The sequence below is a fragment of the Burkholderia sp. AU45274 genome, assembly GCF_030482505.1.
Taxonomy (GTDB): domain Bacteria; phylum Pseudomonadota; class Gammaproteobacteria; order Burkholderiales; family Burkholderiaceae; genus Burkholderia.
Genome location: NZ_JAUJQE010000015.1, coordinates 12,983 through 35,902, shown reverse-complemented (window position 1 = coordinate 35,902; position 22,920 = coordinate 12,983). Strand labels below are relative to the sequence as shown.

The following is a 22,920-nucleotide window of genomic DNA, read 5'->3' as shown; positions in this document are numbered from 1 at the left end:
GTGCGTAGCGTCACACGCACCGCAGGCTGTCCGGCACGGTTGTGCCGGGCTGCCGCAACGACTGATACCGGGGCAGGATTTGTGTCATTCCAGCGCGTCGCTGCATGAGCGCCGCGCTGGAATGGCATAAAAAACACACCTTGCTCCGGGTGATTCGGTCGGGACGCCGCCGCGCGGGATGGCCGGCGCGGCGAATGAAATGCATGAATTCAAAGGAGCAACCATGTCCATGTTCAACAAGGTCGTGAAGGAATTCCAGTGGGGCCAGCACAAGGTGCGCCTCGAAACCGGTGAAGTCGCTCGCCAGGCAAGCGGCGCCGTGATCGTCGACGTCGAAGACACCGTCGTGCTGGCAACCGTCGTCGGCGCGAAGTCGGCGAAGCCGGGTCAGGATTTCTTCCCGCTGACCGTCGACTACCTCGAGAAGACCTACTCGGCCGGCAAGATCCCGGGCGGCTTCTTCCGTCGCGAAGGCCGTCCGTCGGAGCACGAGACGCTGACGTCGCGCCTGATCGACCGTCCGCTGCGCCCGCTGTTCCCGGAAGGCTTCTACAACGAAGTCCAGGTCGTGATCCACGTGCTGTCCGTGAACCCGGAAATCCCGGCGGACATCCCCGCGCTGATCGGCGCATCGGCTGCGCTCGCCGTGTCGGGCCTGCCGTTCAACGGCCCGGTCGGTGCCGCGCGCGTGGCGTACATCGACAACGCATACGTGCTGAACCCGACGCGTGACCAGATCAAGGCGTCGAGCCTCGACCTCGTCGTCGCAGGTACGGAGCGTGCCGTGCTGATGGTCGAATCGGAAGCCGATCAGCTGTCGGAAGAAGTGATGCTGGGCGCCGTGGTGTTCGGCCACGAGCAAATGCAGGTCGCGATCGACGCGATCCACGAACTGGTTCGCGAAGGCGGCAAGCCCGAGTGGGACTGGCAGCCGGCGCCGAAGAACGAAGCGCTGATCGCTCGCGTGACCGAGCTGGCACAGAACGACCTGCTCGCTGCTTACCAGCTCCGCGACAAGCAGGCACGCTCGACCAAGCTGAAGGAAGTCTACGCAGCAACCTCGGCGAAGCTCGAGGAAGATGCGCTGGCAGCCGGTACGGTCGCAGCCGACAAGGCAACGGTCGGCAACGTGCTGTTCGACATCGAGGCGAAGATCGTCCGTTCGCAGATCCTGAACGGCGAGCCGCGCATCGACGGCCGCGACACGCGCACCGTGCGCCCGATCGAAATCCGCACCGGTGTGCTGCCGCGTACCCACGGCTCGGCGCTGTTCACGCGCGGCGAGACGCAGGCGCTGGTCGTCGCGACGCTCGGCACGAAGGGTGACGAGCAGATCATCGACGCGCTCGAAGGCGAGTACCGCGAGCGCTTCATGCTCCACTACAACATGCCCCCGTTCGCGACCGGCGAAACGGGCCGCGTCGGCTCGCCGAAGCGCCGCGAAATCGGCCACGGCCGCCTCGCGAAGCGCGCACTGGTCAAGTGCCTGCCGAGCGCCGACGAATTCGGCTACTCGATCCGCGTCGTGTCGGAAATCACCGAATCGAACGGTTCGTCGTCGATGGCGTCGGTGTGCGGCGGCTGCCTCGCGCTGATGGACGCCGGCGTGCCGATGAAGGCACACGTCGCGGGTATCGCGATGGGCCTGATCCTCGAAGGCAACAAGTTCGCGGTGCTGACCGACATCCTCGGCGACGAAGACCACCTCGGCGACATGGACTTCAAGGTGGCCGGCACGGAACAAGGCGTGACGGCGCTGCAGATGGACATCAAGATCCAGGGCATCACGAAGGAAATCATGCAGGTCGCGCTCGCGCAGGCGAAGGAAGGCCGCATGCACATCCTCGGCAAGATGACGTCGGCGGTTTCGGGTGCGAACACGCAACTGTCGGAATTCGCGCCGCGCATGATCACGATCAAGATCAACCCGGAAAAGATCCGCGACGTGATCGGCAAGGGCGGTTCGGTGATCCGCGCGTTGACGGAAGAAACCGGCACGACCATCGACATCTCCGACGACGGCGTCGTGACGATCGCGAGCACGAACAGCGACGGCATGGCCGAAGCGAAGAAGCGCATCGAGCAGATCACGGCCGAGATCGAAGTTGGTCAGGTGTACGAAGGCACGGTTCTGAAGCTGCTCGATTTCGGCGCGATCGTGAACCTGCTGCCGGGCAAGGATGGCCTGCTGCACATCTCGGAAATCGTCAACGAGCGTGTGAAGGACATCAACGACTACCTGAAGGAAGGCCAGCAAGTGAAGGTCAAGGTCATCCAGACGGACGAAAAGGGTCGCGTGCGTTTGTCGGCGAAGGCGCTGCTGAACGAAGCAGCGGCAGCGTCGCAGTCGGACACGCCGCCGCAGCAGTAAGCGGATAGGCGGATCAACGGCCGGCAGTGCGAAAGCGTGCCGGCCGTTTTTTCTGTAGCATCGTTGTGCGGCGCAGCAGCGCCGGCAAGGCGCCCCGTGCCGCGTGCGGGTGCGCCATCCGATTCCGATCCTGATCCTGGAGCGACCCTCACCATGAAAGCCATCGAAATCACCGAGTTCGGCGCCCCCGACGTGCTGAAGCTTGCGGAGCGTCCGCGCCCCGAACCGAAGCGCGGCGAAGTGCTGATCAAGGTGGCGGCTTCCGGCGTGAACCGGCCCGACGTGTTCCAGCGCAAGGGGGCGTATGCGCCGCCGCCGGGTGCGTCGGATCTGCCGGGCCTCGAGGTCGCGGGCGAGATCGTCGGCGGCGACCTGTCCGACGCCGCTCAGAACCCGTTCGGCCTGAAGCTCGGCGATCGCGTGTGTGCACTGCTCGCGGGCGGCGGCTATGCGGAATATGCGGTCGCGCCGCTGCTGCAATGCCTGCCGGTGCCCGACGGGCTCACCGATATCGAGGCCGCATCGCTGCCCGAGACGTTTTTCACGGTGTGGAGCAACGTGTTCGACCGCGCGCAGCTCGGCGCGGGCGAGGGCGGCGAGCAGGAAACGCTGCTCGTGCAGGGCGGCTCGAGCGGCATCGGCGTGACGGCGATCCAGATCGCGCATGCGCTCGGCTTTCGCGTGTTCGCGACGGCCGGTACTGCCGACAAGTGCCGTGCGTGCGAGGCGCTCGGCGCGGAGCGTGCGATCAACTACAAGACGGAAGACTTCGTCGAGGTCGTGAAGTCGCTGACGCACGATCGCGGCGTCGACGTGATCCTCGACATGGTCGCGGGCTCGTACGTGCCGCGCGAACTGTCCGCGCTCGCGGATGGCGGCCGCCTCGTGCTGATCGCGCTGCTCGGCGGCGCGAAGGCCGACGTCAACCTGGGCGAGATCCTGCGTCGCCGGCTGACCATCACGGGTTCGACGCTGCGCCCGCGTCCGGTCGAATTCAAGGCGCAGATCGCCGCGCAATTGAAGGCGCGCGTGTGGCCGCTGCTTGCCGACGGCCGCATCAAGCCGGTGATCTATCGCGTGTTGCCGGCGGCGGACGCCGCGCAGGCGCATGCGCTGATGGAAAGCAGCGAGCATACCGGCAAGATCGTGCTCGATTGGGGTGCGAACGCCTGACGGCCCATGCGGCCGGGCTTGACATGCGCGGTTTGACCGGTTCAAGCCGCGCGCAGTAAAATCGCCGGTTTGCTTCGCCAGATCAAACCTGACGGCCGGTTCCGGCGCGTTAATGACCAAGCGGTGACGAGACAGACACGATGTCGAAACAGAGAACTAAGCGTGTGATCGGCAACTGGAAGATGCACGGCCGGCTGGCCGGCAACCAGGCATTGCTGAACGAAGTGGTGCAGGGCGCGGGCGCGGTGGCGGCCGAGACGTCGGTCGGCGTGTGCGTGCCGTTCCCGTATCTCGCGCAGGTTCAGGCGCAGCTCGACGGCGGCCGTGTCGCCTGGGGGGCGCAGGACGTGTCGGCGCACGAGCAGGGCGCGTTCACCGGTGAAGTGGCGGCAGCCATGGTCGCGGAGTTCGGCGCACGCTATGCGATCGTCGGTCACTCGGAGCGCCGCGCGTATCACGGCGAACGCAACGAGACGGTCGCGGCGAAGACGCAGCGCGCGCTCGCGGCGGGGCTCACGCCGGTCGTGTGCGTCGGCGAGACGCTCGACGAGCGTGAGTCGGGCGCGACCGAGCAGGTGGTCGGTGCGCAGCTCGACGCAGTGCTGGCCGTGCTGACGGCCGACGAGGCCGCGCGCATCGTCGTCGCGTACGAGCCGGTCTGGGCGATCGGCACGGGCAAGAGCGCGACGTCGGCGCAGGCGCAGGACGTGCACGCGTTCCTGCGTGCGCGTCTCGCGGCAAAGGGTGCGGCGGACGTGTCCGTGCTGTACGGCGGCAGCGTGAAGCCGGACAACGCGGAAGAGCTGTTTGCGCAGCCGGACATCGACGGTGGCCTGATCGGCGGCGCGTCGCTGAAGGCGGAAGATTTCCTGGCGATCTGCCGGGCCGCGCGCTGAGCGGTCCGAGATCGAATTGAACCATGACGGCGGCCGGTCGGTCCGGTCGCCTGATCCATTCGGGTGGGTGTGATGCTGTTATTCAAGACGCTGATTATTGTGGTGCAGGTGCTGTCTGCACTTGGTGTGATTGGTCTCGTGCTGTTGCAGCACGGCAAGGGTGCCGACATGGGCGCTGCGTTCGGCAGCGGCGCATCGGGCAGCCTGTTTGGTGCAACGGGCTCGGCGAACTTCCTGTCGCGTACGACGGGCATTCTCGCGACGATCTTCTTCGTCGCGACGCTCGCGCTGACGTACCTCGGTTCGTACAAGTCGACGCCGTCGGCGGGCGTGCTGGGTGGGGTCGCGACCGCACCGGCATCGGCGCCTGCAGCATCGGCGCCGGCCGTCGCGGCGTCCGCTGCAGCAGGTTCGGCTGCAAGCGCGCCGGGCCAGGACGTCCCGAAATAAAAAGTTAAATTTTTTGCGATTGTGCGTTGAACAAATCTCGAAGTCGGGTTAGAATTTAATTCTTGAAGCGATTCGCGGGAAACAAGTAGTTACAACCCCGGTTGCATGCAGTGCCGACGTGGTGAAATTGGTAGACACGCTATCTTGAGGGGGTAGTGGCGAAAGCTGTGCGAGTTCGAGTCTCGCCGTCGGCACCAAAGTTACTCAATGCCAGCCGCTTCTAGTGGCTGGCATTTTTCATTTCTGGGGTGTGCTTGCGGTTGTCTTGCGATCGCCTGCACTCCGAAATGATTCCTTCCGCCGGAAGTGGTATTCTCCGGACGCTCAGAACCAACCGATAGAGGATTGCCTTGAACCTCGCAGCCTATTACCCCGTCTTGTTGTTCCTCCTCGTGGGCACTGGTTTAGGTATAGCGCTGGTCAGCATCGGCAAGCTCCTTGGTCCCAACAAGCCGGACGTCGAGAAGAACGCACCGTACGAGTGCGGCTTCGAAGCCTTTGAAGACGCCCGGATGAAATTCGACGTCCGGTACTACCTCGTCGCCATCCTGTTCATCATCTTCGATCTCGAAACCGCATTCCTGTTTCCGTGGGGCGTCGCGCTCCGGGATATCGGCTGGCCGGGTTTCATCGCAATGATGATTTTTCTGCTCGAATTCCTGCTGGGCTTTGCCTATATCTGGAAGAAAGGCGGCCTCGACTGGGAGTGATGGGTTAATCGCCGGTTTGCATGGGCGGCCACGCTCGGTCGCTCGTCTGGAGTGGAAAGCAAATGAGTATCGAAGGGGTCTTGAAGGAAGGGTTTGTCACCACGACGGCTGACAAGCTGATCAACTGGACGCGTACCGGCTCGCTGTGGCCGATGACGTTCGGGCTCGCGTGTTGCGCCGTCGAAATGATGCATGCGGGCGCGGCCCGTTACGACCTGGACCGGTTCGGCGTCGTGTTCCGCCCGAGCCCGCGCCAGTCGGACGTGATGATCGTCGCCGGCACGCTCTGCAACAAGATGGCGCCCGCGCTGCGCCGCGTGTACGACCAGATGGCCGAGCCGCGCTGGGTGATCTCGATGGGATCGTGCGCGAACGGCGGTGGCTACTACCACTACTCGTACTCGGTGGTCCGCGGCTGCGACCGGATCGTGCCGGTCGACGTCTACGTGCCGGGCTGTCCGCCCACGGCCGAGGCGCTGGTCTACGGCGTGATCCAGCTTCAGGCGAAGATCCGCCGCACCAATACCATCGCCCGTCAATAAAGCCCCGAGCGTCCCCTCAATATGGCAAGCAAAATCGAGACCCTCAAGGCAAACCTCGAAGCCGCGCTCGGCGCGCGCGTGGTGAGCCTCACCGAAGCGATCGGTGAACTGACGCTCGTCGTGAAGGCGAGCGATTACCTCGAAGTCGCAAAGATGCTGCGCGACGATCCGAAGCTCCGTTTCGAGCAACTGATCGACCTGTGCGGCGTCGACTACCAGACCTTCGGCGACGGCGCCTACGACGGCCCGCGTTTCGCGGCCGTGTCGCACCTGCTGTCGGTCACGAACAACTGGCGCCTGCGCCTGCGTGCATTCGCACCGGACGACGACCTGCCGATCGTGGCATCGCTGGTCGACATCTGGACCTCCGCGAACTGGTACGAGCGCGAAGCGTTCGACCTGTACGGCATCGTGTTCGAAGGTCACCCCGACCTGCGCCGCATCCTCACCGACTACGGCTTCATCGGCCACCCGTTCCGCAAGGACTTCCCGGTGTCGGGCTATGTCGAAATGCGTTACGACCCGGAAGAAAAGCGGGTCGTGTACCAGCCGGTGACGATCGAGCCGCGCGAAATCACGCCGCGCGTGATCCGCGAGGATCGCTATGGCGGTCTGAAACATTAAGGGGGCGTCATGGCAGAAATCAAGAACTACACGCTCAACTTCGGCCCGCAGCACCCGGCAGCGCACGGCGTGCTGCGCCTCGTGCTCGAGCTCGACGGCGAAGTCATCCAGCGTGCCGATCCGCACATCGGCCTGCTGCACCGCGCGACGGAAAAGCTCGCGGAATCCAAGACGTTCATCCAGTCCGTGCCGTACATGGACCGTCTCGACTACGTGTCGATGATGGTCAACGAGCACGGCTACGTGCTCGCGATCGAAAAGCTGCTCGGCATCGACGTGCCGGAGCGCGCGCAGTACATCCGCGTGCTGTTCGACGAAATCACGCGCGTGCTGAACCACCTGATGTGGATCGGCGCGCACGCGCTCGACGTCGGCGCGATGGCCGTGTTCCTGTACGCGTTCCGCGAGCGGGAAGACCTGATGGACGTGTACGAAGCGGTGTCCGGCGCCCGGATGCACGCGGCGTACTACCGTCCGGGCGGCGTCTATCGCGATCTGCCTGACGCAATGCCGCAATACAAGGCGTCGAAGATTCGCAACGAGAAGGCGCTCGCGAAGATGAACGAAGCGCGCAGCGGCTCGGTGCTCGACTTCATCGACGATTTCTTCACGCGCTTCCCGAAGTGCGTCGACGAATACGAAACGCTGCTCACCGACAACCGGATCTGGAAACAGCGTCTGGTCGGGATCGGCGTGGTCAGCCCGGAGCGTGCGCTGCAGATGGGCCTGACGGGCCCGATGCTGCGCGGCTCGGGCATCGCCTGGGATCTGCGCAAGAAGCAGCCGTACGAAGTGTACGATCGCATGGATTTCGACGTGCCGGTCGGCGTGAACGGCGATTGCTACGACCGCTATCTGGTGCGCGTCGAAGAAATGCGCCAGTCGATCCGCATCGCGAAACAGTGTATTGAGTGGCTCCGCAAGAATCCGGGCCCCGTGATGACGGACAATCACAAGGTTGCACCGCCGTCGCGCGTCGGCATGAAGACCAACATGGAAGACTTGATTCACCACTTCAAGCTCTTCACCGAAGGTTTCCATGTGCCGGAAGGCGAAGCGTACGCGGCGGTCGAGCATCCGAAGGGTGAGTTCGGCATCTACCTCGTGTCGGATGGTGCCAACAAGCCGTATCGCCTCAAGATTCGCGCACCGGGTTTCGCGCACCTGGCGTCGCTCGACGAAATGGCACGCGGTCACATGATCGCCGACGCCGTCACGATCATCGGTACGCAGGACATCGTGTTCGGCGAAATCGATCGCTAATGGTTAGCGCCGCCCGCGCGAGCGGGCGGCGAGCAGCAAGTCACACGCGATGCGCGCTGAACCGGCGCGGCTTCGCAAGCTGTCAACAGAGTGAGCGCCAGGTCTGCCGTCCATGCACCCCAGTGTGCGGCAGGTTGTTCGTTCGGTAGGAATTGAAAGAGTCGTGTCTGAAAATGATCTCAGCTGAAGGCCTGAAGGAAATCGATCGAGCGTTGACGAAGTATCCCGCCGATCAGAAACAGTCCGCCGTGATGTCGGCGTTGGCCGTGGCTCAAGAAGAGCACGGCTGGCTGTCGCCCGAACTGATGCAGTTCGTCGCGGACTATCTCGGCATGCCGGCCGTTGCCGTGCAGGAAGTCGCGACGTTCTACACGATGTACGAGCTCAACCCGGTCGGCAAGCACAAGATCACGCTCTGCACGAACCTGCCGTGCCAGCTCGGCCCGGACGGTGGCGCGGAAGCGACTGCCGACTACCTGAAACAGAAGCTGGGCATCGGCTTCGGCGAGACCACGCCCGACGGCAAGTTCACGCTGAAGGAAGGCGAATGCATGGGCTCGTGCGGCGATGCGCCGGTGCTGCTGGTGAACAATCACAGAATGTGCAGCTTCATGAGCCGCGAGAAGATCGACCAGCTGCTTGAGGAGCTCTCGAAATGACGTCCCTCCACGACCGTCACATCAAACCGCTGATCCTCGCTGGTCTGAACGGCGAGAACTGGCATCTCGAAGATTACGTCGCGCGCGGCGGCTACAAGCAGCTGCGCCGCATTCTCGAAGAAAAGATTCCGCCCGAGCAGGTGATCGCCGACGTGAAGGCGTCGGGCCTGCGTGGCCGTGGCGGTGCGGGCTTCCCGACCGGCCTGAAGTGGAGCTTCATGCCGCGCCAGTTCCCGGGGCAGAAGTACCTCGTCTGCAACTCGGACGAAGGCGAGCCGGGCACGTTCAAGGATCGCGACATCCTGCGCTGGAACCCGCACGCGCTGATCGAAGGCATGGCCATCGGCGCGTACGCGATGGGCATCACCGTCGGCTACAACTACATCCACGGCGAAATCTTCGAAGTGTATCGACGCTTCGAAGCCGCGCTCGATGAAGCGCGCGCCGCGGGGTTCCTCGGCGACAACATCATGGGCTCGGAATTCTCGTTCCAGCTGCACGCGCACCACGGTTACGGCGCGTACATCTGCGGCGAAGAAACGGCACTGCTCGAGTCGCTCGAAGGCAAGAAGGGCCAGCCGCGCTTCAAGCCGCCGTTCCCGGCGAGCTTCGGCGTGTACGGCAAGCCCACCACGATCAACAACACCGAGACGTTCGCCGCGGTGCCGTTCCTGCTGTCCATCGGGCCGCAGAATTACCTCGAGATCGGCAAGCCGAACAACGGCGGCACGAAGATTTTCTCGGTGTCGGGCGACGTCGAGCGTCCGGGCAACTACGAAGTGCCGCTCGGCACGCCGTTCGCGACGCTGATGGAGCTCGCCGGCGGGATGCGCGGCGGCAAGAAGATCAAGGCCGTGATTCCGGGCGGTTCGTCGGCGCCGGTGATCCCGGGCGACATCATGATGCAGACGGATCTCGACTACGATTCGATCGCGAAGGCGGGCTCGATGCTCGGTTCCGGCGCGGTGATCGTGATGGACGAGACGCGCTGCATGGTGCGCTCGCTGCTGCGCCTGTCGTACTTCTACTACGAGGAATCGTGCGGCCAGTGCACGCCGTGCCGTGAAGGCACCGGCTGGCTGTATCGCGTCGTGAACCGTATCGAGCACGGCGAAGGCCGCCAGGAAGATCTGGACCTGCTGAACTCGGTGGCCGAGAACATCATGGGCCGCACGATCTGTGCGCTCGGCGATGCGGCGGCGATGCCGGTACGCGGGATGCTCAAGCACTACTGGGACGAATTCGCGTACCACGTCGAGCACAAGCACTGCATGGTCGGCGGCCACGCGCACGCGGCGGCAGCCTGAAGCGAACCCGGTTGCGGAATTTGAGCGCACGGTCGGGCGAAGGCGCGAACGGGCGGAAATAGGTTAAGGACCATTCACCATCATGGTTGAACTTGAAATAGACGGCAAGAAGGTCGAGGTGCCCGAAGGCAGCATGGTGATCCAGGCTGCGCACAAGGCGGACAAGTACATTCCTCACTTCTGCTATCACAAGAAACTGTCGGTTGCGGCCAACTGCCGGATGTGTCTCGTCGAAGTCGAGAAGATGCCGAAGGCCGTGCCTGCCTGCGCGACCCCCGTGTCGGCCGGCATGATCGTCCATACGCAATCCGACAAGGCCGTGAAGGCGCAGCAGTCGGTGATGGAATTCCTCCTCATCAACCACCCGCTCGACTGCCCGATCTGCGATCAGGGCGGCGAATGCCAGCTGCAGGATCTGGCGGTCGGTTACGGCAAGTCGTCGTCGCGTTACGCGGAAGAGAAGCGCGTGGTGTTCCACAAGAACGTGGGCCCGCTGATCTCGATGGAAGAAATGTCGCGTTGCATCCACTGCACGCGCTGCGTCCGCTTCGGCCAGGAAATCGCCGGCGTGATGGAGTTCGGCATGCTGGGCCGCGGCGAGCACTCGGAAATCACGACGTTCGTCGGCAAGACGGTCGATTCCGAAATGTCGGGCAACATGATCGACCTGTGCCCGGTCGGCGCGCTGACCAGCAAGCCGTTCCGCTACAGCGCCCGTACGTGGGAACTGTCGCGCCGCAAGTCGGTGAGCCCGCACGATTCCGTCGGCGCGAACCTCGTCGTGCAGGTGAAGAACAATCGCGTGATGCGCGTGCTGCCGTTCGAGAACGAAGCCATCAACGAATGCTGGATCTCGGACAAGGATCGCTTCTCGTATGAAGGCCTCAACAGCGAAGAGCGCCTGACGAAGCCGATGCTGAAGCAGGGCGGCCAGTGGATCGAGACCGACTGGCAGACCGCACTCGAATACGTCGCGAAGGGCCTGAAGGGCATCGCCGCGGATCACGGCGCGAACGCGCTGGCGATGCTCGCGAGCGCGCACAGCACGGCCGAAGAGCTGTTCCTCGTGAAGCAGCTCGCCAACGAACTGAAGACGCCGAACGTCGACTTCCGTCTGCGTCAGCAGGATTTCTCGGCGCCGGTCCAGGGCGCACCGTGGCTCGGCATGCCGATCGCCGACCTGTCGAACGTGGACGCCGCGTTCGTCGTCGGTTCGTTCCTGCGCCGCGACCACCCGCTGTTCGCCGCCCGCCTGCGTCAGGCCGCGAAGAACGGCGCGAAGCTGCATTTCCTGCACGCGACCGGTGACGACGCCCTGATCCCGACCGCGCAGCGCATCGTTGCCGCACCGTCGGCATGGCTCGACCAGCTGGCCGGCATCGCAGCGGCCGTCGCGCAACTGCGCGGCGTCGCACTGCCCGACACGCTCGCGGGCGTCACGGCATCGCCGGCCGCGCAGGCTGTCGCCCAGTCGCTCGCGAACGGCGAACGCCGCGCGGTGCTGCTCGGCAACGTCGCGGTCCGCCATCCGGAATTCGCGAAGCTGCACGCCGTTGCCAAGTGGATCGCCGACAACATCGGCGCCACGTTCGGCTTCCTGACGGAAGCAGCGAACACGGTCGGCGCGCACGTCGTCGGCGCACTGCCCGGCGAAGGCGGCCTGAACGCGCGCGAAGCGTTCGAGCAGCCGCGCAAGGGTTACGTGCTGCTGAACGTCGAGCCGGAATTCGACACCGCCGATCCGGCGCAGGCGCTTGCCGCGCTGAACCAGGCCGAGATGGTCGTCGTGATGTCGCCGTTCAAGCACGGCCTCGACTACGCCGACGTGCTGCTGCCGGTTGCGCCGTTCACGGAAACGGCCGGTACGTACGTGAATGCGGAAGGCACCGTGCAGAGCTTCAACGGCGTCGTGCGCCCGCTCGGCGACACGCGTCCGGGCTGGAAGGTGCTGCGCGTGCTCGGCAGCCTGCTCGGCCTGCCGAACTTCGAATACGAGACCGCGGAAGAAGTGCGTCTCGCCGCGCTCGGCGATGCCGGCGTCGCGAGCCGCCTGTCGAACCAGACGTCGGTCGCGCCGGTGCGCGTCGCGGCGAATGCCGCGAACGGCGGCTTCGAGCGCCTGGCCGATGTGCCGATCTATCACGCCGACGCACTCGTGCGCCGCGCAGGTGCGCTGCACCTGACGGCCGCCGCGAAGGCGGCGAATGCCGCGGCGCTGCCGGCCGCGCTGTTCGACAAGCTGGGCTTGAAGGAAGGCGACGCGGTGCGCGTGCGCCAGGGCGAGCGTGCGGTGCAGTTGCCGGCCGTGCGCGACGCGAATCTTGCGGAGACCGTCGTTCGCGTGTCGGCGGCGACGCCTGCCGGCGCAGCGCTCGGCAGCCTGTCCGGTGAACTGGTGGTGGAGAAGGCGTAAATGAGCTTGTTCGATACGATCAACGCGGGCGGGTCCCAGCTTCTCGGCTTCGCATGGCCGACGGTGTGGGCAATCGTGCGCATCCTCGTCGTCTCCGTCGTCATCCTGCTGTGCGTCGCGTACCTGATTCTGTGGGAACGCAAGCTGATCGGCTGGATGCACGTGCGTCTCGGCCCGAACCGCGTCGGCCCCGGCGGCTTGCTGCAGCCGATCGCCGACGTGCTGAAGCTGCTGCTGAAGGAAGTCATTCAGCCGAGCGCCGCCAGCCGCTGGCTGTACCTGATCGCACCGGTGATGACCGTCGTGCCGGCGTTCGCCGTGTGGGCCGTGATCCCGTTCCAGGCCGAAGCGGTCCTCGCGAACGTGAACGCGGGCCTGCTGTACGCGATGGCGATCTCGTCGATCGGCGTGTACGCGGTGATTCTCGCCGGCTGGGCATCGAACTCGAAGTACGCTTTCCTCGGCGCGATGCGCGCCGCGGCACAGATGGTGTCGTACGAAATCTCGATGGGCTTCGCGCTGGTGCTGGTGCTGATGACGGCCGGCAGCCTGAACCTGTCGGAAATCGTCGGTTCGCAGCAGCACGGCTTCTTCGCGGGCCACGGCGTGAACTTCCTGTCGTGGAACTGGCTGCCGCTGCTGCCGGCGTTCGTCGTGTACTTCATCTCGGGCATCGCCGAAACGAACCGCCACCCGTTCGACGTGGTGGAAGGGGAGTCGGAAATCGTTGCCGGTCACATGATCGATTACTCGGGTATGGCGTTCGCGCTGTTCTTCCTCGCCGAGTACATCAACATGATCGTGATCTCGGCGCTGACCGCGACGCTGTTCCTCGGCGGCTGGGATGCACCGTTCGAATTCCTGTCGTTCATTCCGGGCATCTTCTGGCTGGTGCTGAAGATATTCGCGCTGCTGTCGGTGTTCATCTGGGTTCGCGCGACGTTCCCGCGTTTCCGTTACGACCAGATCATGCGCTTGGGCTGGAAGGTGTTCCTGCCCGTCACGGTGGTCTGGGTGGTCGTGGTCGGCTTCTGGATGATGTCGCCGCTCAACATCTGGGTGAAGTAATCGGACGAAATCATGAGCGCAATCCAACACTTCTTTAAGACCTTCTTCCTGACCGAGCTGCTGCAGGGGCTCGCGCTGACCGGCCGTTACACGTTCAAGCGCAAGGTCACCGTGCAGTTCCCGGAAGAAAAGACGCCGATTTCGCCGCGTTTCCGCGGGCTGCACGCACTGCGCCGCTACGAAAACGGCGAAGAGCGCTGCATCGCGTGCAAGCTGTGCGAGGCCGTGTGCCCCGCGATGGCGATCACGATCGAATCGGAAACGCGCGCGGACAACACGCGCCGCACGACGCGCTACGACATCGACCTGACGAAGTGCATCTTCTGCGGTTTCTGCGAAGAGAGCTGCCCGGTCGATTCGATCGTCGAGACGCAGATTCTCGAGTACCACGGCGAAAAGCGCGGCGACCTGTATTTCACGAAGGAAATGCTGCTCGCGGTGGGCGATCGCTACGAGAAGGACATCGCCGCGGCGAAGGCCGCCGACGCGCCGTATCGTTGATTGTGTTTGCAGTGCCGGCCCGAAGCCAGGGCCGAGCCGCCGCGACGGGTGCGGCACGCGAGAGCGTCCCGCAAGCCGCGCCTGACTATGGCCTAACGATGAACCGGTAATCATGGAATTCACGACCGTACTGTTCTACATCTTCGCGCTGCTCCTGGTGGTATCAGGGCTGAAGGTGATCACTTCGCGCAACCCGGTGGCGTCTGCGCTTTTCCTTGTGCTGGCGTTCTTCAACGCCGCCGCGATCTGGATGCTGCTGGAAGCGGAGTTCCTCGCGATCCTGCTGGTGCTGGTCTACGTGGGCGCGGTGATGGTGCTGTTCCTGTTCGTCGTGATGATGCTCGACATCAACATCGACTACCTGCGCCGCGACTTCAAGCGCTTCGTCCCGATGGCGACCGTGGTCGGCGCGATCATCGTGATCGAAACCGCGCTGATCCTGTGGCGCGGCTACGGCGACACGCAGACGGTGCACGCGATGGCGACGGGCGAGATGGCCAACTGGTCGAACACGCGCCTGATCGGCAAGGTGATCTACACCGACTACATCTTCGCGTTTGAAATCGCCGGCCTCGTGCTGCTGGTCGCGATCATTGCCGCGATCGGGCTGACCGAGCGCAAGGGCAAGGACAGCAAGCGCCAGCGCGTGTCGGATCAGGTCAAGGTGCGCCGCAACGATCGCGTGCGCCTCGTGAAGATGGACGCGGAAAAGCCGCAGCCGGAAACGGCGCAGAGCGAAGCCGGTTCGGGCACCAACGGCTAAGCGGAGGAAAAGAAAACATGCTGACTCTTGCTCATTACCTCGTGCTCGGCGCGATCCTCTTTGCGATCGCGATCGTCGGGATTTTCCTGAACCGCCGCAACGTCATCATCATCCTGATGTCGATCGAACTGATGCTGCTGGCGGTGAACACCAACTTCGTCGCGTTTTCGCATTACCTCGGCGACGTGCACGGCCAGATCTTCGTGTTCTTCGTGCTGACCGTCGCCGCAGCGGAAGCCGCGATCGGTCTTGCGATTCTGGTGACCCTGTTCCGTAAGCTCGACACGATCAATGTCGAGGATCTCGATCAGCTCAAAGGTTAATTTCAGGCAACGCTGTTATGTCAACGACACTCAATGAAAACCTGCTGCTGGCGATTCCGCTCGCTCCGCTGGCCGGCTCGCTGATTGCGGGGCTGTTCGGGAACGCAGTCGGGCGCAAGGGCGCACACCGGATCACGATCCTCGGCGTAATGATCGCGTTCCTCCTGTCGGCGAAAGTCTTCTTCGACGTGATGGGCGGCGCAAGCTTCAACGCGACCGTCTATGAATGGATGAACGTCGGCTCGCTGAAGCTCGAAGTCGGCTTCCTCGTCGATTCGCTGACCGCGATGATGATGGTCGTCGTGACCTTCGTCTCGCTGATGGTGCACGTGTACACGATCGGCTACATGGCGGAAGAAGACGGCTACCAGCGCTTCTTCTCGTACATCTCGCTGTTCACGTTCTCGATGCTGATGCTCGTGATGAGCAACAACTTCCTGCAGCTGTTCTTCGGCTGGGAAGCGGTGGGTCTGGTGTCGTACCTGCTGATCGGCTTCTACTTCACGCGTGAGAGCGCGATCTACGCGAACATGAAGGCGTTCCTCGTGAACCGCGTGGGCGACTTCGGCTTCCTGCTCGGCATCGGCCTGCTGCTCGCATTCGCCGGCTCGATGAACTACGGCGAAGTGTTCGCGAAGCGCGCTGAACTCGCGAGCCTGCACTTCCCGGGCACCGACTGGGGCCTGCTGACCGTCGCCTGTATCTGCCTGTTCATCGGCGCGATGGGCAAGTCGGCACAGTTCCCGCTGCACGTGTGGCTGCCGGACTCGATGGAAGGCCCGACGCCGATCTCCGCGCTGATTCACGCGGCGACGATGGTGACCGCCGGCATCTTCATGGTGTCGCGCATGTCGCCGCTGTTCGAGCTGTCGGATACCGCGCTGTCGTTCATCACGGTGATCGGCGCGATCACGGCGCTCTTCATGGGCTTCCTCGGCATCGTCCAGAACGACATCAAGCGCGTGGTCGCGTACTCGACGCTGTCGCAGCTCGGCTACATGACCGTCGCGCTCGGCGTGTCCGCTTACCCGGTCGCCGTGTTCCACCTGATGACGCACGCGTTCTTCAAGGCGCTGCTGTTCCTCGGCGCCGGCTCGGTGATCATGGGCATGCACCACGACCAGGATATGCGCAACATGGGCGGCCTGCGCAAGTACATGCCGATCACGTGGATCACGTCGCTCGTCGGTTCGCTCGCGCTGATCGGTACGCCGTTCTTCTCGGGCTTCTACTCGAAGGACTCGATCATCGACGCGGTGAAGCTGTCGCACCTGCCGGGTTCGGGTTTCGCGTACTTCGCGGTCGTCGCGAGCGTGTTCGTCACGGCGCTGTACTCGTTCCGCATGTACTTCCTGGTGTTCCACGGCGAAGAGCGCTTCCGCAAGCCGAAGCATCCGGAATCGCCGATGGGCATGGCGGCTGCGCACGGCCACGACGACCACGGTCATGGCCACGGTCATGACGACCACGCGCACGAACCGCACGAGACCCCGTGGGTCGTGTGGGTGCCGCTGGTCCTGCTGGCGATCCCGTCGGTCATCATCGGCGCGATCGCGATCAGCCCGATGCTGTTCGGCGACTTCTTCCAGCACGGCGTTGCATTCGACAAGGTGATCTTCATCGGCGAAAACCATCCGGCCCTGGCCGAGATGGCCGAGGAGTTCCACGGCTGGGTGGGCATGGGCCTGCACTCGGTGTCGGGCCTGCCGGTCTGGCTCGCGCTCGCCGGTGTCGTTGTCGCGTGGTTCCTGTACCTGAAGCGTCCGGAACTGCCGGCGTCGATCCGCCGCGCGTTCGGCCCGATCTACACGCTGCTGGACAACAAGTACTACATGGACAAGATCAACGAAGTGGTGTTCGCCCGTGGTTCGGTGGCGATCGGCCGCGGCCTGTGGAAGGAAGGTGACGTCGTGGTGATCGACGGCCTCGTCAACGGCAGCGCGCGGTTCATCGGCTGGTTCGCCGGCGTGATCCGCTTCCTCCAATCCGGTTACATCTATCACTACGCGTTCGCCATGATCATCGGCATGCTGGGGCTCCTGACCCTGTTTGTAACGCTCGGCGGCAAATAAGGCGGGGGACAACTTAATGCACGCTTTTCCGATTCTCAGTACCGCGATCTGGCTGCCGATCGTTTTCGGCCTCCTCGTGCTTGCGGTGGGTAACGACAAAAATCCGGGGACGGCCCGCTGGATCGCGCTGATCGGTTCGCTGCTCGGCCTGGCGGTCACGATCCCGCTGATCACGGGCTTCGACTCGAGCACGGCTGCGCTGCAGTTCGTCGAGAAGTCGACCTGGATCGAACGCTTCGACATCGCGTATCACCTCGGCGTCGACGGCATCTCGATGTGGTTCGTCGTGCTGACCGCGCTGATCACGGTGATCGTCGTGATCGCCGCATGGGAAGTGATCACCGAGAACGTCGCGCAGTACCTCGCGGCGTTCCTGATCCTGTCCGGGATCATGATCGGCGTATTCTCGGCGGCCGACGGCCTGCTGTTCTACGTGTTCTTCGAAGCGACCCTGATCCCGATGTACATCATCATCGGCGTGTGGGGTGGCCCGAACCGCGTGTATGCGGCATTCAAGTTCTTCCTGTACACGCTGGCCGGCTCGCTGCTGATGCTGGTCGCGCTGATCTACCTGTACACGGAAACGCATTCGTTCGACCTCGCGACGTGGCAGAACGCCAAGATCGCGATGACGCCGCAGATACTGTTGTTCATTGCGTTCTTCCTCGCGTTCGCGGTGAAGGTGCCGATGTGGCCGGTCCACACCTGGCTGCCGGACGCGCACGTGGAAGCGCCGACGGGCGGCTCGGTCGTGCTGGCTGCGATCATGCTGAAACTCGGCGCATACGGTTTCCTGCGTTTCTCGCTGCCGATCACGCCTGACGCGAGCCACTTCCTGGCACCCGTCGTGATCACGCTGTCGCTGATCGCGGTGATCTACATCGGCCTCGTCGCGATGGTGCAGGCCGACATGAAGAAGCTGGTCGCGTATTCGTCGATCGCGCACATGGGCTTCGTCACGCTCGGTTTCTTCATCTTCAACCAGCTCGGCGTCGAAGGCGCGATCATCCAGATGATCTCGCACGGCTTCGTGTCGGGCGCGATGTTCCTTTGCATCGGCGTACTGTACGACCGCGTGCACTCGCGCCAGATCGCCGACTACGGCGGCGTCGTCAACGTGATGCCGAAGTTCGCGGCCTTCGCGATGCTGTTCTCGATGGCCAACTGCGGCCTGCCGGGCACGTCGGGTTTCGTCGGCGAGTTCATGGTGATTCTCGCGGCCGTCCAGTACAACTTCTGGATCGCATTCGGCGCGGCATTCACGCTGATCCTCGGTGCTGCCTACACGCTGTGGATGTACAAGCGCGTGTACTTCGGCGCGGTGGCGAACGATCACGTTGCCAAGCTGAAGGACATCGGCCGTCGCGAATTCCTGATGCTGGCCGTGCTCGCCGCGTTCACGCTGCTGATGGGCCTGTATCCGAAGCCTTTCACCGACGTGATGCACGTTTCCGTGGAAAACCTCCTCTCCCACGTCGCGCAGTCGAAGCTGCCGCTGGCCCAGTAATCGCGAGCGGAGGAACTCAAGATCATGCAAAACGCCCCTATGAATGTCCTGTTGCCTGACGCGCTGGTGCTGGCCGCCATCGTCGTCGCATGGCTGAACGACACCTTTACCGGTGCTTCCGGCCGCCGCCTGACTTATCTGATCGCGGTCGTCTCGTCGGTCGTGGCCGGCGTGTGGTTCGCGGTGCAGGCACTCGACCCGCAGCAGTACTACTTCTTCTCGAAGATGGTCGTCGTCGACTCGTTCGCGAGCATGATGAAGGCTGTCGTGTCGTTCGGTTTCGCGGTCTCGCTCGTCTATTCGCGCAAGTACCTCGAAGATCGCGACATGTTCCGCGGTGACGTGTTCCTGCTCGGCATGTTCTCGCTACTCGGTCAGCTGGTTATGGTGTCGGGCAACAACTTCCTGACGCTGTACCTCGGTCTCGAATTGATGTCGCTGTCGCTGTACGCCGTCATCGCGCTGCGCCGCGATGCCGCACAGTCGAGCGAAGCCGCGATGAAGTACTACGTGCTGGGCGCGCTCGCATCGGGCTTCGTGCTGTACGGCATCTCGATGCTGTACGGTGCGACCGGCTCGCTCGAGCTGGCCGAGGTGTACAAGGCGGTCGGCGGCAACACCGACGCGGCCGTGCTGATGTTCGGCGTGGTCTTCATCGTCGCCGGTATCGCGTTCAAGCTCGGCGCCGTGCCGTTCCACATGTGGGTGCCGGACGTCTACCAGGGCGCACCGACCGCGATGACGCTGTTCGTCGGCGGCGGCCCGAAGGTTGCCGCGTTCGCGTGGGGCCTGCGCTTCCTGGTGATGGGCCTGCTGCCGCTCGCACAGAACTGGCAGACCGCGCTCGTGATCCTGGCCGCACTGTCGCTGATCGTCGGCAACATCACGGGTATCGTCCAGCGCAACATCAAGCGGATGCTTGCGTACTCGGCGATCTCGAACATGGGCTTCGTGCTGCTCGGCCTGCTCGCGGGCATCGTGAAGGGCGACGCGACGGCACCGGCGAACGCATACAGCTCGGCGATGTTCTACGCGATCGTCTACCTGATCACGACGCTCGGCTCGTTCGGCGTGGTGATGCTGCTCGCACGCCGCGATTTCGAAGCCGAAACGATCGACGACTTCAAGGGCCTCAACAAGCGCAGCCCGGTGTTCGCGTTCGTGATGATGGTCATGATGTTCTCGCTGGCCGGCATTCCGCCGACCGTCGGCTTCTACGCGAAGCTCGCCGTGCTCGAGGCAACCGTCAACGCGGGCCTCACGTGGCTGGCCGTGCTGGCCGTGATCACGTCGCTGTTCGGCGCGTTCTACTACCTGCGCATCGTGAAGCTGATGTACTTCGATGCACCGCAGGATACGACGCCGATTTCGGGCGATTTCTGCAAGCGCACGATCCTCGTGCTGAACGGCCTCGCGGTCGTCGCGCTCGGCCTGATCCCGAGCCCGCTGCTGACGGCCTGCCTGCAGGCAATTCGTCACACGCTGCCGCTGTAATGTCGGCAGCCGGCTGGTTTATCGTGCTGTTGGCGCTCGTCTGCGCCAACCTGCCGTTCCTGAACCAACGCCTCTTCGCCGTCGTGCCGTTCGGCACGGCGAAGAAGAGCGGGTGGGTGCGGATCGGCGAGCTGATCGTGCTGTACTTCATCGTTGGCGCGCTCGGCTTCTGGCTCGAGTCGCGCGCCGGCAACCGCTTCGAACAGGGCTGGCAGTTCTACGCGATCACGTTCAGTCTTTTCGTCGTGTTCGCGTTTCCCGGCTTCACGTTCCAGTATCTCGTCAAACGACGCTGACGGCTTCGGCCGTCGCGCTCAATTTTGGAGTCGCCGATGGCCGAACTACCCAATCACGACGCCGCACTGACCGAAACCTGCCTCGAAAGCGAGGCGATCTTCGAAGGCGCGTTCCTCAAGCTCAAGCGCGATACCGTCCGTCTGCCGGATGGCAAGAAAGCCACGCGCGAATACGTCCAGCATCCGGGCGCGGTGATGGTGATCCCGCTGTTCGACGACGGCCGCGTGCTGATGGAAAGCCAGTATCGCTACCCGATCGGCAAGGTGATGGCCGAATTCCCGGCCGGCAAGCTCGATCCGAACGAAGGCGCGCTTGCATGCGCGGTGCGCGAACTGCGCGAGGAAACCGGCTACACCGCACGCGAGTACGTGTTCCTGGCCCGGATTCATCCGATCATTTCCTATTCGACCGAATTCATCGACCTGTACCTGGCGCGCGGGCTGACGGCCGGCGAGCGCAAGCTCGATGAAGGCGAATTCCTCGAGACCTTCATTGCGACGCAGGCCGACCTGCAGGAATGGGTGCGCACGGGCCAGATCTCCGACGTGAAGACGATCATCGGCACGATGTGGCTCGACAAGGTGCTGTCCGGCACGTGGCCGCTCGGGCCGGTCCTGACGCCCTGAGCGCGGGGTCAGCGGCGGGTGGGGCGCCGCGTTACAATCCGGTGACGCGGCGCCACGCCGTCGCGCGATCGATATTTAGCACGACCGTTCACAAAACCGCTTTTTGCGCTACACTCGCCACACGCCCTGATTCAGCATGAAGGTCCTCGATTTACAGTGCCCGCACGGTCATCGGTTCGAAGGCTGGTTCGCTTCCGCCGATGAATTCGAAGCGCAGTTGTCCCGCAAGCTGGTCGAATGTCCGGTGTGCGGAACGACCGAGGTCAACCGTCTGCCGTCGGCGCCGCGCCTGAACTTGTCGGGCGCGACGCAGGCCCAGCCGGTTGATTCGCGTGCACTGCAGGCGCAGGTGATGCGTGCGCTGCGCGAGGTGCTGGAGAAAACCGAGAATGTGGGCGAGCGCTTCGCCGAGGAAGCGCGGCGCATCCATTACAACGAGGCGCCGGCACGCAGCATTCGTGGCGTCACGACGCCCGAAGATGCGCAATCCTTGGCCGAAGAAGGCATCGACGTGATGCCGCTGCCGATTCCTGTCGCGCTCAAAGAACCGCTGCAATAGACATATGCAGTGAGTCCTTGCCGGGCCGGACGGCTGCGGACAGCCTTGCATGGGACCGGACTAACCGCTGAAGCGCTAACTCCGGTCGACAGGAGACACTGCGCATGGATCTGGATTATTCCCCCTCGGACGACGCGTTCCGCGTCGACGTCCGCGCCTGGCTCGAGGCCAACCTGCCTCACGCACTGCGCGCCAAAGTACTCGATCACAAACGACTCGATCGCGAGGATTTCGCGAGCTGGCACCGGATTCTCGGTCAGCGCGGCTGGTCTGCGCCCGCATGGCCCGTCGAATATGGCGGCCCGGGCTGGAACGCGACGCAACGACACATCTGGGAAGAGGAGTGCGCGCGGATCGGTGCGCCGACCGTGCTGCCGTTCGGCGTATCGATGGTCGCGCCAGTGCTGATGAAATACGGCAGCGAAGCGCAGAAACGTCATTATCTGCCGCGCATTCTCGACGGCTCGGACTGGTGGTGCCAGGGCTATTCGGAGCCGGGGTCGGGGTCCGACCTCGCATCGTTGCGCACGCGCGCGGAGCGCCAGGGCGACCACTACGTCGTCAATGGCCAGAAGACCTGGACGACGCTCGGCCAGTACGCAGACATGATGTTCTGCCTCGTGCGCACCGATCCGGCCGCGAAGAAGCAGGAGGGCATCTCGTTCCTGCTGATCGACATGAAGACGCCCGGCATCACGGTGCGCCCGATCGTCATGCTCGACGAGGACCACGAGGTCAACGAGGTGTTCTTCGAGGACGTGAAGGTGCCGGTCGAGAATCTCGTCGGCGACGAGAACCGCGGCTGGACCTACGCGAAATACCTGCTTGGCCATGAGCGCACCGGCATCGCGCGCGTCGGCGGGTCGAAGCGCGAGCTCGCGTTCCTGAAGCGTGTGGCGTCGAACCAGCGCAAGAACGGCAAGCCGTTGCTCGCCGATCCCGTGTTCGCTGCGAAGGTCGCGGCGCTCGAGGTCGAGCTGATGGCGCTGGAGGTGACGGTGCTGCGCGTCGTCAGTCGCGAGACGAGCGGCAAGGGGCCCGGCCCCGAGGCGTCGATGCTGAAGATCAAGGGCACGGAAGTGCAGCAGGCGCTCACCGAGCTGATGGTCGACGCGATCGGCCCGCTCGCCGCACCGTTCGACGTACCGTTCCTCGACGGCCAGCGCGAGCACAGCATCGCGGGCGACGACGATGCGGCACCGCTTGCCGCGTACTACTTCAATTATCGGAAGACGTCGATCTACGGCGGCTCGAACGAGATCCAGAAGAACATCATCGCGCAGATGATTCTGGGGCTGTGAT

At 63.8% G+C, this 22,920-nt stretch carries 22 protein-coding genes and 1 tRNA gene; all 23 read left to right on the top strand.

Features of this window, described 5'->3' with window-relative positions; genetic code table 11:
• Window positions 1-223 precede the first annotated feature (223 nt).
• The 23 genes from pnp to QZM35_RS33815 all read left to right on the top strand — a co-directional run bounded on the left by pnp (window position 224) and on the right by QZM35_RS33815 (window position 22,919).
• Window positions 224-2,371: a polyribonucleotide nucleotidyltransferase gene (gene pnp / locus QZM35_RS33925; protein ID WP_069249336.1), complete on the top strand. Its 2,148-nt coding sequence runs from the start codon at window positions 224-226 to the stop codon at window positions 2,369-2,371.
• Between the two features lie 153 nt (window positions 2,372-2,524).
• Window positions 2,525-3,544 carry an NAD(P)H-quinone oxidoreductase gene (locus QZM35_RS33920; RefSeq protein ID WP_301777572.1) on the top strand — a complete coding sequence of 340 codons (1,020 nt, stop codon included), beginning with the start codon at window positions 2,525-2,527 and terminating at the stop codon, window positions 3,542-3,544.
• Window positions 3,545-3,684: 140 nt separating this feature from the next.
• Window positions 3,685-4,440 (top strand): triose-phosphate isomerase, encoded by a 756-nt coding sequence (gene tpiA / locus QZM35_RS33915; protein ID WP_034184885.1) that lies wholly within the window; start codon window positions 3,685-3,687, stop codon window positions 4,438-4,440.
• 72 nt (window positions 4,441-4,512) lie between these two features.
• Window positions 4,513-4,890, top strand: a complete 378-nt coding sequence (secG, locus tag QZM35_RS33910) for a preprotein translocase subunit SecG (protein ID WP_011352700.1) — start codon at window positions 4,513-4,515, stop codon at window positions 4,888-4,890.
• Window positions 4,891-5,002: 112 nt separating this feature from the next.
• A tRNA-Leu gene (locus QZM35_RS33905) sits at window positions 5,003-5,087 on the top strand.
• 153 nt (window positions 5,088-5,240) lie between these two features.
• Entirely contained in the window at window positions 5,241-5,600 is a 360-nt protein-coding gene (locus QZM35_RS33900; RefSeq protein WP_006398798.1) for an NADH-quinone oxidoreductase subunit A, read from the top strand.
• Between the two features lie 62 nt (window positions 5,601-5,662).
• Window positions 5,663-6,142 carry an NADH-quinone oxidoreductase subunit B family protein gene (locus QZM35_RS33895; protein WP_006398799.1) on the top strand — a complete coding sequence of 160 codons (480 nt, stop codon included), beginning with the start codon at window positions 5,663-5,665 and terminating at the stop codon, window positions 6,140-6,142.
• A gap of 21 nt (window positions 6,143-6,163) precedes the next feature.
• Entirely contained in the window at window positions 6,164-6,766 is a 603-nt protein-coding gene (locus tag QZM35_RS33890) for an NADH-quinone oxidoreductase subunit C (RefSeq protein WP_043188849.1), read from the top strand.
• A gap of 9 nt (window positions 6,767-6,775) precedes the next feature.
• Window positions 6,776-8,029, top strand: coding sequence for an NADH-quinone oxidoreductase subunit D (locus tag QZM35_RS33885; protein WP_034184888.1), 1,254 nt, complete (start codon window positions 6,776-6,778; stop codon window positions 8,027-8,029).
• A 173-nt stretch (window positions 8,030-8,202) separates the two neighbouring features.
• Window positions 8,203-8,688 (top strand): NADH-quinone oxidoreductase subunit NuoE, encoded by a 486-nt coding sequence (nuoE, locus tag QZM35_RS33880; RefSeq protein WP_006750460.1) that lies wholly within the window; start codon window positions 8,203-8,205, stop codon window positions 8,686-8,688.
• Window positions 8,685-9,995, top strand: a complete 1,311-nt coding sequence (gene nuoF / locus QZM35_RS33875) for an NADH-quinone oxidoreductase subunit NuoF (RefSeq protein WP_006478267.1) — start codon at window positions 8,685-8,687, stop codon at window positions 9,993-9,995. The genes nuoE and nuoF overlap by 4 nt, the downstream gene beginning before the upstream one ends.
• An 82-nt stretch (window positions 9,996-10,077) precedes the next feature.
• Window positions 10,078-12,408, top strand: coding sequence for an NADH-quinone oxidoreductase subunit NuoG (gene nuoG / locus QZM35_RS33870; RefSeq protein ID WP_301777571.1), 2,331 nt, complete (start codon window positions 10,078-10,080; stop codon window positions 12,406-12,408).
• The gene (gene nuoH, locus QZM35_RS33865) at window positions 12,409-13,476 is read left to right on the top strand and encodes an NADH-quinone oxidoreductase subunit NuoH (RefSeq protein WP_011352696.1); all 1,068 of its coding nucleotides are present in this window, start codon (window positions 12,409-12,411) and stop codon (window positions 13,474-13,476) included.
• Between the two features lie 12 nt (window positions 13,477-13,488).
• Window positions 13,489-13,977: an NADH-quinone oxidoreductase subunit NuoI gene (nuoI, locus tag QZM35_RS33860; protein WP_011352695.1), complete on the top strand. Its 489-nt coding sequence runs from the start codon at window positions 13,489-13,491 to the stop codon at window positions 13,975-13,977.
• A 112-nt stretch (window positions 13,978-14,089) separates the two neighbouring features.
• Window positions 14,090-14,740, top strand: coding sequence for an NADH-quinone oxidoreductase subunit J (locus QZM35_RS33855; protein ID WP_089425978.1), 651 nt, complete (start codon window positions 14,090-14,092; stop codon window positions 14,738-14,740).
• A gap of 17 nt (window positions 14,741-14,757) precedes the next feature.
• Entirely contained in the window at window positions 14,758-15,063 is a 306-nt protein-coding gene (gene nuoK, locus QZM35_RS33850; RefSeq protein ID WP_006478272.1) for an NADH-quinone oxidoreductase subunit NuoK, read from the top strand.
• Between the two features lie 17 nt (window positions 15,064-15,080).
• Window positions 15,081-17,135 (top strand): NADH-quinone oxidoreductase subunit L, encoded by a 2,055-nt coding sequence (nuoL, locus tag QZM35_RS33845; protein ID WP_039370608.1) that lies wholly within the window; start codon window positions 15,081-15,083, stop codon window positions 17,133-17,135.
• A gap of 16 nt (window positions 17,136-17,151) precedes the next feature.
• Window positions 17,152-18,642: an NADH-quinone oxidoreductase subunit M gene (locus QZM35_RS33840; protein WP_021162817.1), complete on the top strand. Its 1,491-nt coding sequence runs from the start codon at window positions 17,152-17,154 to the stop codon at window positions 18,640-18,642.
• 39 nt (window positions 18,643-18,681) lie between these two features.
• Window positions 18,682-20,136, top strand: a complete 1,455-nt coding sequence (gene nuoN, locus QZM35_RS33835) for an NADH-quinone oxidoreductase subunit NuoN (protein ID WP_174976206.1) — start codon at window positions 18,682-18,684, stop codon at window positions 20,134-20,136.
• The gene (locus tag QZM35_RS33830; protein ID WP_046544751.1) at window positions 20,136-20,432 is read left to right on the top strand and encodes a DUF2818 family protein; all 297 of its coding nucleotides are present in this window, start codon (window positions 20,136-20,138) and stop codon (window positions 20,430-20,432) included. The genes nuoN and QZM35_RS33830 overlap by 1 nt, the downstream gene beginning before the upstream one ends.
• Before the next feature lie 36 nt (window positions 20,433-20,468).
• Window positions 20,469-21,059 (top strand): NUDIX domain-containing protein, encoded by a 591-nt coding sequence (locus QZM35_RS33825; RefSeq protein ID WP_089425976.1) that lies wholly within the window; start codon window positions 20,469-20,471, stop codon window positions 21,057-21,059.
• Between the two features lie 136 nt (window positions 21,060-21,195).
• Window positions 21,196-21,618, top strand: a complete 423-nt coding sequence (locus QZM35_RS33820) for a DUF1178 family protein (protein WP_089431481.1) — start codon at window positions 21,196-21,198, stop codon at window positions 21,616-21,618.
• Window positions 21,619-21,722: 104 nt separating this feature from the next.
• Window positions 21,723-22,919, top strand: a complete 1,197-nt coding sequence (locus tag QZM35_RS33815) for an acyl-CoA dehydrogenase family protein (protein WP_175237899.1) — start codon at window positions 21,723-21,725, stop codon at window positions 22,917-22,919.
• Window position 22,920: the final 1 nt, after the last annotated feature.